Origin of the sequence: uncultured Campylobacter sp. (assembly GCF_937997465.1) — a bacterium.
Taxonomy (GTDB): Bacteria; Campylobacterota; Campylobacteria; order Campylobacterales; family Campylobacteraceae; genus Campylobacter_A.
Genome location: NZ_CALKTQ010000325.1, coordinates 1 through 10595 on the forward strand (window position 1 = coordinate 1; position 10595 = coordinate 10595).

At 40.0% G+C, this 10595-nt stretch carries 12 protein-coding genes; 6 read left to right on the forward strand and 6 right to left on the reverse strand.

Annotation, left to right across the window (positions count from 1 at the left end; genetic code table 11):
- The first annotated feature begins 209 nt into the window (after positions 1 to 209).
- The 5 genes from Q0546_RS11070 to Q0546_RS11090 all read left to right on the forward strand — a co-directional run bounded on the left by Q0546_RS11070 (position 210) and on the right by Q0546_RS11090 (position 3963).
- Entirely contained in the window at positions 210 to 476 is a 267-nt protein-coding gene (locus Q0546_RS11070; RefSeq protein ID WP_298793023.1) for a hypothetical protein, read from the forward strand.
- A gap of 34 nt (positions 477 to 510) precedes the next feature.
- A complete protein-coding gene (locus tag Q0546_RS11075; protein ID WP_298793025.1) occupies positions 511 to 1272 on the forward strand; it encodes a hypothetical protein in 762 nt (253 codons plus the stop codon).
- Complete coding sequence (locus tag Q0546_RS11080; protein ID WP_298793027.1) at positions 1256 to 2149, forward strand: hypothetical protein; 894 nt, start codon at positions 1256 to 1258, stop codon at positions 2147 to 2149. Before Q0546_RS11075 ends, Q0546_RS11080 begins: the two co-directional genes overlap by 17 nt.
- 325 nt (positions 2150 to 2474) lie before the next feature.
- Positions 2475 to 3641 (forward strand): MFS transporter, encoded by a 1167-nt coding sequence (locus tag Q0546_RS11085; RefSeq protein WP_298793029.1) that lies wholly within the window; start codon positions 2475 to 2477, stop codon positions 3639 to 3641.
- 124 nt (positions 3642 to 3765) lie between these two features.
- On the forward strand, positions 3766 to 3963 hold the full coding sequence (locus Q0546_RS11090) for a hypothetical protein (protein ID WP_298793031.1): 198 nt from the start codon (positions 3766 to 3768) through the stop codon (positions 3961 to 3963).
- Here the strand turns inward: Q0546_RS11090 and Q0546_RS11095 are convergent.
- On the reverse strand, positions 3937 to 4701 hold the full coding sequence (locus tag Q0546_RS11095) for a hypothetical protein (RefSeq protein WP_298793033.1): 765 nt from the start codon (positions 4699 to 4701) through the stop codon (positions 3937 to 3939). The genes Q0546_RS11090 and Q0546_RS11095 overlap by 27 nt on opposite strands.
- Before the next feature lie 8 nt (positions 4702 to 4709).
- A complete protein-coding gene (locus Q0546_RS11100) occupies positions 4710 to 6665 on the reverse strand; it encodes a TonB-dependent receptor (protein ID WP_298793035.1) in 1956 nt (651 codons plus the stop codon).
- Positions 6666 to 6778: 113 nt separating this feature from the next.
- Here Q0546_RS11100 and Q0546_RS11105 point away from each other — a divergent pair, with 113 nt between their 5' ends.
- Positions 6779 to 7690, forward strand: coding sequence for an AraC family transcriptional regulator (locus Q0546_RS11105; protein ID WP_298793037.1), 912 nt, complete (start codon positions 6779 to 6781; stop codon positions 7688 to 7690).
- Positions 7691 to 8541: 851 nt separating this feature from the next.
- On the opposite strand, the gene Q0546_RS11110 is transcribed toward Q0546_RS11105, so the two are convergent.
- The 4 genes from Q0546_RS11110 to Q0546_RS11125 all read right to left on the reverse strand — a co-directional run bounded on the left by Q0546_RS11110 (position 8542) and on the right by Q0546_RS11125 (position 10389).
- Positions 8542 to 8814, reverse strand: a complete 273-nt coding sequence (locus Q0546_RS11110) for a helix-turn-helix transcriptional regulator (RefSeq protein ID WP_087576737.1) — start codon at positions 8812 to 8814, stop codon at positions 8542 to 8544.
- Positions 8801 to 9130 (reverse strand): type II toxin-antitoxin system RelE/ParE family toxin, encoded by a 330-nt coding sequence (locus Q0546_RS11115; protein ID WP_298793044.1) that lies wholly within the window; start codon positions 9128 to 9130, stop codon positions 8801 to 8803. Before Q0546_RS11115 ends, Q0546_RS11110 begins: the two co-directional genes overlap by 14 nt.
- Before the next feature lie 100 nt (positions 9131 to 9230).
- Positions 9231 to 9494: a tyrosine-type recombinase/integrase gene (locus tag Q0546_RS11120; protein ID WP_314788471.1), complete on the reverse strand. Its 264-nt coding sequence runs from the start codon at positions 9492 to 9494 to the stop codon at positions 9231 to 9233.
- On the reverse strand, positions 9448 to 10389 hold the full coding sequence (locus Q0546_RS11125; RefSeq protein WP_298793046.1) for a phage integrase SAM-like domain-containing protein: 942 nt from the start codon (positions 10387 to 10389) through the stop codon (positions 9448 to 9450). Before Q0546_RS11125 ends, Q0546_RS11120 begins: the two co-directional genes overlap by 47 nt.
- Positions 10390 to 10595: the final 206 nt, after the last annotated feature.

The following is a 10595-nucleotide window of genomic DNA, read 5'->3' on the forward strand; positions in this document are numbered from 1 at the left end:
ATCAGAAACTATTGAAATTGATAAGAGAAAATCCGCTTAAGTTTAATTGAGCCAAATTTTTTACTCTCAATTACTCTAAAATACCCCAAGGAACCATAGGGTATTAAAAATTTTTCAAAAACTATCCAAAAACCGCTTAAAACGATAAAAGTAAATGAAAAGTACATATAATTAGTTATGTAAGAACTTAGCAGAAGGAGAAAAATAATATGCTTAATGAATTATATAACGACCTAGAGTACAAAACGCTTCTTGAACACATATCTAGCCAATATAAAGGAAATGTGGTTTTAGACAGAAAGCAAACCGCAGCGGTTCTTGGCATTGGTATATTCACTCTTGATCTTCGTATATCGCAGGGTAGGGATATTCCTCGCTATATCAAAATGGGAGATGCAAAGAATTCTCGCATAGCGTTTGCGATAACGGATATTGCAGTTTATATTTTTCAAAAAAGGGTTAAAACATGCTCTTAATTTCTATAGTAGATAATAAAGAAAAGGATCAAAAATGAGTAATGCCCTTCAAATAGGCGGACACAACCTAGTGCTTTGTGTAAGAAGCGAATTCTTGACGCTCAAAAAGGCTATTATAAGGTATGAGCACAATGTTAGAGAGGCTAAGCATGCCTCTAAGATCGGATATCTTAGAGGCAACAGCCGCAATAATAGATACCTAGTGCTTAGCGAATATAACGATAACGGCAATATGCGAGAGATGCCTAGTGGTGATAGGGAATTTAACGACAGAAAGTATATAAAAGCACTCTTGAAAAAATACCACGAAAAAATGAAAGCCGACTACGAAGCCCAATCAAAAACATATAAAAACGGTAGAGTAGTAAAGAATCATTGGCGAGAAAACATGGTAGGATTTTCAGAGATAGTTATTAGCTTTGGTACTCAAAGGTCAAAAGAACCCAAAGAAGGTTTAAACCAAACCGAGACAAATTTTATCAACGCTCAGGTTTCGCTTGATAGAGTTAGAAGATTCGCAAACGATTATTGCGCTAAATACGGCGTAAAGTGTCTGCTAATCGCTGAACATAACGACGAAAAGACCAAACATTATCAGCTTATTTTTACGAATTACCAATTTGAAAACCATAAAAACATTAGATTTAATGGTAAAGGAGTAACGAAAGACTTTGGCAGAAGTATGCAAGAAATGGGCGGTATGGCATTTGACGGCATCGCCCTAAGAGGCGAAATAGGTAGCAAGGCAAGACATAAAAATCTAAAGCAAATGCACAAAGATGAAAAAAGAGTTTAACGACAAGCAAGATCTAAAAAAGAAAATAAAGCGACTCATAGTTGAGAAAGCAAATAAGTATATAAAAAAGGAAAAACCCATGTTCGGCAAAGAATATTTTAGAATAGAAGCCCAGGACGATAAAGTCTTCGTAGAATACCTTACGAATTTGGTTTTAGAGCAAATGCAAAACAGTATAAGCATAATTACGGATAGCGAATTAAAGCAAAAAGTAGAGGAACTAACCAGGCAACTTTTAAACAAAGGTGAAGTGATAGCAAAAAATAATAAACTAGAGCAATCTAACGAAGAGCTAATCCAAGAGAATAAAAAGCTAAAAGAGATTAACGCGAACCTAAACAATCAAGACAATATTATAAAAGATAGAAATTTGCAAATAAGCAATCTCTCAGCCGAGCTAATTCAAAAAGAAGATGAAAACAATAAGCTAAAAAGCAGATTAGAAAATATTGAAGCTGACGTAGCGCAAATAGACGGACTGAAACAAAAAGCCGATCAAAGCGATGCCCTGCAAAGCAAGCTTAAAAAAGCTAATGCAGATCTAGAAAGCAAAGAAAAAACAAATCAGTCTTTAAAACAAAGAAACGAAGAGCTGGAGAAGTCGCTAAGTAATGAGAATACCTTAAAGGAAGATAATGATAGTAAACGACTACAAATCGTTAAACTACAAACTTCTATAAATGGCAAAGATCAAAGAATATCCGAGCTGGAAGAAGAAGTAAAAAACAAAGACGAAACGATAGAAAATTTACAGGATAAGTTATCTATATTAGAAAGCTTTAAAACGAAGGTTATTAATTTTATCTCAAAAATAAGCAATTTAATACCGAATTTTAGTAAACTGCTGGATGACGAGCCTAGAGAAATAAAAAAATGAAATAAAAAGCAAAATAGTCGGCAAAGATAGTATAGGGATAGGCTTTTAGTTGGATTGGTTTTTGATTTCGAATATAAAGTTACCAAAATTTTTAGTCAGCATATTTAATAAGCTTCTTTTTTGCCAACATATACCAAGTTATATAATGTGCGAGCTGGTTACACCAAATCTGAGCGTATGCCTAGATCTTTTTTGTACTTTGGTAATGCGGCCGAATTTTGTCAAAAGTTCTTAAAATATAAAAATTTATCCCCTAAACGTCAAAATATTCTTGATAACACCTATCCATTTAAATATAATCTAACTAAAAAATTAAAGGATAAATTTGCTTTACAGGTCGCTAACTGTGCTTAGCCTTTGCATCGCGCAGTTTATTTGCATCGGATTTTTCGGCGAGGGGCTCGTTAGCATCCTGCGTCAAGACGGTTTTAGTTTAGAGCGCGTCGGCGCGCTTAGAGGGCTTGGACTTTTCGCGGTTTTGGCTTTTTTGTGGTCGCCGTTTATCGACGCTATAGCGCTAAAAATAGGCGGTTACAAAAAGATTATCCTAGCCTTTCAGTGCCTTACTTTGGCGATTTTATATGCGGTTTCGCTTCTAAATCCGCGCGACGATTTACCTGCCGTAATCGCTTTAGCGGTGCTTTTGGCCTTTATCTCGGCCACCTGGACGATGACGTCGAACGCATTTTTTATTAAAATTTCAAACAGCTCGAATTTAAGCTTCACAAACGCCCTCAAGCTTAGCGGCGGATTGATAGGACACGTATCCGGTAACGGCCTAACGCTCGTAATCTACGCAAAATTCGGCTGGAGCGAGGCGAATTTATTCTTGACGTCTTTGATAGCGGTTTCCTTGCTTAGCCTTGCTTTCTTTAAAGAGCCTGAGCGCATAAACGTCGGCGAGGGGCTGGATTTTAGGGCGATGTTTGGCTTTTTTAAGGGCAAAAAGGCTTGGCTTAGCGTGCTTTTCGTACAATCTATCGGTATCTGCGCGGCGTTTGGACTGCTTAGCCCGATGCTCGTAGATATCGGCTGGAAGCTGGAAGATATCGGCGAGGTCTTGCACATATATGGCACGATATTTGGCTTCGCGGGTGCGCTCGCGGCGGGCTTTGCGGTAAAAAAGCTAGGCGCTAAAAGAGCCTTTTTATACGCCGTAGCGATGCAGACGCTAGGCATCCTGGCCATCTGGTTACCTATCGGCGGCTGGACGGACCGCACGTCGGTACTTTTTGCTTCGAGCGCGGCGTATGCGGTATATATGGCGCAAGCGACGATAATCTCCACGATGATGATGCAACGTGCCTCTGGACGGCGACCCGCTAGCGAATACGCCGTGCAAAGCAGCCTAAATATGACATTTCAGATATTTTCGTTTTATCTCGGAACGCTTTTGGCGGGGGCATTGGGTTACGGAGCGGTCGTGCTGGGCGCGGCGGCGTTTTGCGTTTTGAGCCTAGTTTATTTTATAAAGATTTATAAATTTATCTAGCGGATTACGATTTTGCGGGATTTAAGTCGCCGTCTAGTACAAAAAAACGGCGTAAATTTTATTCCGCAGAGTTTTGCAAATCGCTTTGCAGATTTAGCCCGCGTCGGCAATGCGGATTAAACGCATGCAATTTAACCCGAACGCAAGGCCGAATTTAAGTCTCTGGCGCAAAAAGGCGGTAAATTTATCCCGAATCAAGCAAAACCTACCCGCAACAGAAAAACCGCAAAACGAGCTTAAATTTACGCTTAAAACGGCGCAAATTTGGCTCGTAAAATTTACGCAAAAGCTAAATTTACAACCTCTCTTTGATGATCTTTAAAAAATCCAAAAGCGCCTTTGCGCTATGATGAGGCGTATCCTGGGCGGCGATTAGTTCGCAGTTCGGTAGCATCCTCGACACTTGCGAAGCGACGGCAAAAGGTACTTCCTCGTCGGCTCTGGAGTGATACATAAGCACGCTTTGCGAGACGTCTTTTAGCTCAAATCCCCACGGCCTAGCTTGGAGCCAGAGGTCAAAGCCGATGCCGTTAAGCTGCGCTTTTATCGCTTCTTTTAGCGCACCCTTAGCCTGCGAGCCGTATTTTTCCCACGCCGTTTGCGCCGTATTTTCAGGCGTATTGTGCGATGCAAAATCATAAATTTCCTTTATGTGCGCATAGTCGGAGTAGCTTGTCAAAAGCTCGGGCGGGGCGTTAAATCCGCTTAGTATAAATACCTTTTTCGCCTCTTCGCCGCAAGCTACTGCCGTAGCGTAGGCGTAAGCCGCGCCCACCGACTCGCCCAGCACGCTAAATTCGCCCAAATTTAACGCCGAGAAAAACTCTTTTAGGCGCAGGGCGAATTTTAAAAAACTATCATCCGCGCTAAAAAGCGAGCTGTTAAAATGCCCGCTTCTATATATCAAAATAAGCCTTATTTGATTTTTATCGCAGAAATTTATCAAGGTATTTTGCGGAAAAATCATCAGCGGATGATGATAAACCAAAACATCTTTAAAATCGCTACCAAAGTCGTCGTAGCTTAGATTTTCGCCGCTTTTAAATTTAAAATTTTTCATCTTTTTCCTTAAAATTTATATTCAAATTTTACGCCGATCTCGCGAGGGTCGGACAGGTAGTGCATAGTGGCGTATTTTACGTCGTTATCTTTGTCGAAAAGATTATTAGCGTAAATATAAACGTTGATATTTTTGTGATTAAAGCCTACTTTTGCATCGACGGTCGCGTAGCCTGCGTTTTCTACGACATTGGCCTTATCGGTATAAAATTTGCTCTGTCCTCGCAAAAATGCCGCCGCGTAAAATCCGCTTGGAGCCTCATATGAAAGCCCTGCGCCATAAGTTAGCCTTGGCGCGTAATAGACGTATTTGCCGCTATAATCGCCCTGTGCGTCTTTGTAGTCTTTAAAGACGCTTTTTGCGTAGCCCAAATTTGCGCTAAGCTTTAATCCGTCCGCCAAAAGCACGGCGCCGTCTAGTTCAAAGCCTTGGGAGCGCGCCTTGCTGGCGTTCTCTGCCACCGTGATATTAGGCGCTACAATGACGCTTACTACTTGCTTGTTTTTGATATCGGCGCGAAAAACGGCGGTGCCTAGCTCAAACCGCTCCCAAGCCCCCTTTACGCCGACTTCGTAGCTAGTCATAGTCTCTTTATCGTACCATTTTTTAGACGTAGGCGAGGCGGCCCAAAAACCGCCCGGCTTATAACCCTTAGATACGCTCGCATACGCCGTAACCTCGTCGTTTATAGCGTATTTTAGTCCAATCTTGGGTGATAGCGCGCTATATGAATCGCTTAAATTTTCGCCGTTCATGCGGTTTTGAAATTTGACACTATCTTTGTCGAATCTAGCTCCCAAAATAACCGAAAAATCAAGCGGCAGATAAATTTCATTATGCGTAAAAACGCCGTAGTTTTTACTTCTGGTTTTGTTATTTTGCAGCGAGCGAATACCGCCGAACATCACGCTGTTTACGCTACTTCGCACGTCTCTTTGCGTAGCGCCCGCTGCAGCGCCTAGGACGAATTTGCCATACGCGTTATCGGCGCTAAATCTAAACTCCTGCGTAAAATCCTTTCTGTCCTCTTTGTAATACACATCCAACAAGGACGCGGGGCGATGATCACCGTCGTAACTACTGTCGTTTTTATAATCCCTGAAAGTCGTAAGCGAAGTAAGGGCATAGTCGCTCGATTTATATTCTGCCTTTAGCGATGCTTCGTAGTTTTTGGCGTTTTCTTCGCCCTCCATGCCGTTGGCGTAGCGCGTTCTATTGGCTGCGCTAGGCAAATTCGATCTTTGCGCGCCGTTAGCTATCTTGTAATGGTTTTGAATAAGATCCACCGTAAGCTCGTCCGTAGGTAAAAATCTAAAGTAAATTTTGCCGTAAAGGGCGTCTTTGTAGTCGTCGCTTTTGTTTAAATTTTCGTTATACATAAAGCCGTTTTTCTTTTCGCTAAAACCGGTAAAACTAGCCAGAAATTTATCCTTTACTATCGCTCCGCCCGCGCTAAAACTAATACCACGCAGGCTATCCTCGCCAAGCTTTAGTCCGATCTTTGCTTGCGGTTCGTTGGTAGGAGCTTTGGAGACCGCATTTATCACGCCTGCGTAGGCATTTTTGCCGTAAAGCGCGCTTTGAGGCCCTTTTAGGATCTCGATACGCTCGATATCCTCCAAAAATACGTAGTTACCGTAAGTGCCAAGATAACTCACGCCGTCCAGATAAAGCCCGACGTTTGGGCTATCAAATGCGTAATCGCTCGTCACGCCGCGCATGATAAAAAGCGAAATGCCTCCGCCTTGCAAAAACGATAAATTTGACGATGCGCTCCTAAGCCCGTTTAGATCCTTCGCTTCTCTAAGCCGCAACTCTTTTTCGTCCAGCACGCTCACCGCAGCCGCCACCTCGCTAGCGTTTTCATCGATCTTTTGAACCGATACGCTGACCTCATCCAACCTCACAGCGGGAGCCGCTATCGCTAGCGCCGCAACCGCACTTAAAAGCAAAATTTTTCTCACTTTAGACTCCTTTTATAATTTCTTTACTTTAAGGATAGTATAATATTTTTGAAATTTATTATCAACCCGAAATTTACAAATGACGGATTTATTTTTATATTTAAAGGAAAAATTTGCGCACGGTATCCGCAGACGTTTTTATGGATAAATTTAATAGCAGCGAAGACGGAGTTTTGGCTGGTCTTGGCGTCAAAATCCGCGCCAAAAATATAGCGCTAAGCGATGAAATAGCCTTCGGCGCGATAAAAATGGACGCCAAAGATGACACCAAAATAGTCGGCGATTTTCACGCTTTGCGGGGCTGCTTTATAAATTTCACCCTACAAGGAGGCATCAGCCTAAGCTCGGCGAATGGCAAAATCGAATACAAAAGCGGACTATCCACGATCAGCTCGGTCGATCTACCAAGCTCGGATCAAGAGATTTACGGCGGCGCGCACGCGGGAATAAATTTATTCCTAGAAAACTCGTTTATGAGCGCAAATTTCGGCGATCTTATCGAGCTTGGCGCAAATAAACTCGTCTCGCAAAACGACACCTGCGCCGTAAATAAAATTTTATTAAACCAAATTTTATCGCTAAACGCCGACGAGCCGCTTGAAAGACTGCTTTTAGAAAGTAAAATTTTAGAGCTTATTTATAACGAATTCAGCCGCCTAAAATGCCCAAATAAGAATGTTATACTAGACGAAGTGGACAAAAACGCGCTACAAAAAGCTAGGCAAATTTTAAGCAAAGATATCAAAAATCCGCCGTCTATAAAAGAGCTTTCAAAACAGGTGCGGCTGAACGAATTTAAGCTTAAAGTCGGCTTTAAAAGTTTGTTTGGGCAAACTCCTTACGAATTTTTACGCGAAGAGCGAATGAAGCGAGCGCTGGCGATGTTGCAAGGTTCAGAGCTAAATATCGCCGAAATTTCGGCTGCGACGGGCTTTAAAAATCAAAGCCACTTCAGCAAGCTTTTTTGCGATTATTACGGCACGGCACCCAAAAATTTGATGAAAAATAGAAAATATTATTATTGATTTTACGAGATTTGCCCGTAAATTTGCCGCAAACGGCGCTCAAAAGCCTGTTAAGATAATATTTCTAGTGATGACCACATATAAAAATATGCTCAAATTAGCAGTGCTTACCAAGGCGTATATTGTACGCCGCCTATGCTTGCAAATCGGAAGCTTTTATAAGCTTTTAACGAATGATCGTTAAAAGCTTCCTATTAAAAAACTTAGACGTTTTATCTACGAAAAATCATTTTCGAGCGATGAAGTTTCGTCTAAGTTTTTATATTTTTCTTTTGCTCGGCCAAAGAAAAATATCGGCCGTCTGCCAAGACCTTACAGCAAACTCATTTGAGTTTGCTAAGTAAGTATTAACATATTGTCTTATGTAGGGGTTGTTTATTCTTGATGTTTTGATAAATGATATCAAGCTCTAAGACTGCATGATGGAATTTGAAGCGATTGTTTTTATTAAGTTAAAGTAAATTTTGGTTTATATGGAAATTTACTTTTATTTTTTTATTTGGTATTTTAGCACAAATTTTAAAATTAAGATGTTGCTAGTATTCTTATAGCATAAATAAGTATTAAAGTAGAGATTGTTTTTGAGCAAGAAATAAGAATCAAAAAGAAGAGCATTTTGTGCGGGGTTAAGATTGTTTAATAAAACAAGCATCGCTATAATATAGCCGTATTCGTTTTCGCAGTCGTATTAAAACCCTCGTTTTAGTTGCGTTTTAAATATGTTCATGCTATAAGAGTCTTACTTTTCCAAATCTTAACTATCGTATCCGCAAGAACGCTGTCTTGAGAATCAACAAAGCTTAATTTTTCTCCTGTATTGACTTGAGTATTTGTTAGATAATTAATCTTACTTACACTATCGCCACTCTTTTGCCGCAAGCTTTTATGTAGTTAAAGAATGTTTTATACTTGATATTATACGCCCCGCTTTCTATTCTAGCTACGGCTGATTGGGTTATGCCCATCCTTTTAGCTACCTCGCTTTGAGTTAGCCCGGCTTCGCTTCTGGCGTCTATTAAAGCTTCTATGGCTTTATATTCGTCCTCCAGCGCATCGTATTGCGCTTTAAATTCCGGATTTTTTAGCTCTTCTTTTAAAACTTCTCTAAAATTAACGGTTCCCATTTTTAAACTCCTTTAATCTTTGTTCTGCCAAATTTAGTATACTTTTTGGCGTTTTTTGCGTTTTTTTAACAAAAGTTAGCAGGATTATTATCCTTTTACCCATTTCATAACAATATATACTTCTAGCTATACCTTCATCAGACTTTATGCGTATCTCAAACAGTCTGCCTTTTAGGCTTTTGGTATACGGCTCTCCCAAGGTATTGCCTCTAGTCTCTAAAAGCTCGAACATTTTATAGCCTCTTTGTCTAAGTCCTACGGGCAATCCCAAGAACTCATCTTTTATGGCTTCGTTTGCAAATTCTACGCTCCACATCGTAACCCTTTTATGCAACTAAGTCTTATTATACCATATATGATATAAATTGCGGTTTGTTTTATGTATTCGTCACAAAAACAAACAGCTTGATATAAAATTATTCATACAACCTCTCCACTATCTCTCTTCCGCTGTCTGGCATCAGCTTGGCGTATCTTAGGGTATGGTTGATATCCGAGTGATTCATCAGCTTTTTTATCGTTAGTATCGGAGTGCCTTCTATAGCAAGATGCGAAGCGAACGTATGCCTAAGGGTATGAATAACTACTCTATTGGTTGCGTCGCTTATATCTAAATTTTGATTAAAAAGCTTATTAAGTAGCGGCTGTAAGACGTTTTGGATAGTGGCTTTGGGTTTTATTTACTAAAAAGTCATTCGGGGATAGGGTGGTATAAATTTGATTGATCATTTCTAACGCTCTTTTGCTTAAAAATCCCGTATACGTGCTCCTTGTTTTAAAATCGCTTATAGTAACTGATTTGGTAGATAGTGCTAAATCCTTTTTCTTAATGTTCAAAATTCCCTCCAGTCTAGCTCCCGTACAAAGCGCAAGCTCAGCGAACAGCCCTAGGGCAAAATCTCCTTTAGCTGCTACTTCTTTGCGTAAAAGTTCTATCTCGATAAGCTCTAAAAATCTCTCTCGTTTGTTATTCGGTTTTTTTAGTTCTATCTTGTATGGGCTAATGTGATTAATGAGGCCTACTTTTATGGCGTGATTAAAAATCGTCCTAACTATACCCATTATGGCATTGATGCGAGATTGCGATAATTTACGTTTGGTTTTAGGGGAGATGATTTGAGAGATATCTTTATGATGCTCGTTTATCGTCTCGGGTGTTATCTGCGTCGTAGTTAGACCCCCTAACTTATCCTTATGGTAAATTTCGTAATCTCGCCTTTGCTCTTTTATGTTGACGGCGTTGCTCGGTTCTTTTTCTAGTTTATGGCTGAAAAAGGCATCTGCGATCTCGTCAAATTTAAGCGAGTTTTTGTTATTCTTGGCTATTATTTTCTTGGATATGCTATCGGGAAGCTCTCCGTTTCTTTGTTTGGCGTCGAATTCTTTCTTTTTGTTATATTCGTAGGTTATATTTACACCTTCGGATTTCGATCCGATTTTGACGTTTGCCTTTTTACCCTCAAGCGTAACTCTCATATAAAAAACTACGTCGCCGCTAGCTAGATTATTAAAGAAAATTCCCGGATATTTATTGACTCCGAACGATGAGTTGTAATTTTTAAGTTTTCCTGCCATAACCCCCTAAATTTGTTCCCTATTTGTTCCCAAAATTTATAAAAATGCATGATATTCTAGTGTAACTTAGAATATGTTTAAGCTATTAAATGGCGTATTTTAGGGATTTATAGAATATTTTGGAGTGTTTAAGAATTATATATTTTTGAACCCAGCATCCGGAGCCATTTATCTTCAAAAATCCTTTTAAAATCTCGATTTTAACG

Coding starts and splice junctions, on each gene's coding strand:
- Q0546_RS11070 (WP_298793023.1), top strand. CDS start 210: ATGCTTAATGAATTATATAACGACCTAGAGTACAAAACGCTTCTTGAA.
- Q0546_RS11075 (WP_298793025.1), top strand. CDS start 511: ATGAGTAATGCCCTTCAAATAGGCGGACACAACCTAGTGCTTTGTGTA.
- Q0546_RS11080 (WP_298793027.1), top strand. CDS start 1,256: ATGAAAAAAGAGTTTAACGACAAGCAAGATCTAAAAAAGAAAATAAAG.
- Q0546_RS11090 (WP_298793031.1), top strand. CDS start 3,766: ATGCAATTTAACCCGAACGCAAGGCCGAATTTAAGTCTCTGGCGCAAA.
- Q0546_RS11095 (WP_298793033.1), bottom strand. CDS start 4,701: ATGAAAAATTTTAAATTTAAAAGCGGCGAAAATCTAAGCTACGACGAC.
- Q0546_RS11110 (WP_087576737.1), bottom strand. CDS start 8,814: ATGGGAACCGTTAATTTTAGAGAAGTTTTAAAAGAAGAGCTAAAAAAT.
- Q0546_RS11115 (WP_298793044.1), bottom strand. CDS start 9,130: ATGTGGAGCGTAGAATTTGCAAACGAAGCCATAAAAGATGAGTTCTTG.
- Q0546_RS11125 (WP_298793046.1), bottom strand. CDS start 10,389: ATGGCAGGAAAACTTAAAAATTACAACTCATCGTTCGGAGTCAATAAA.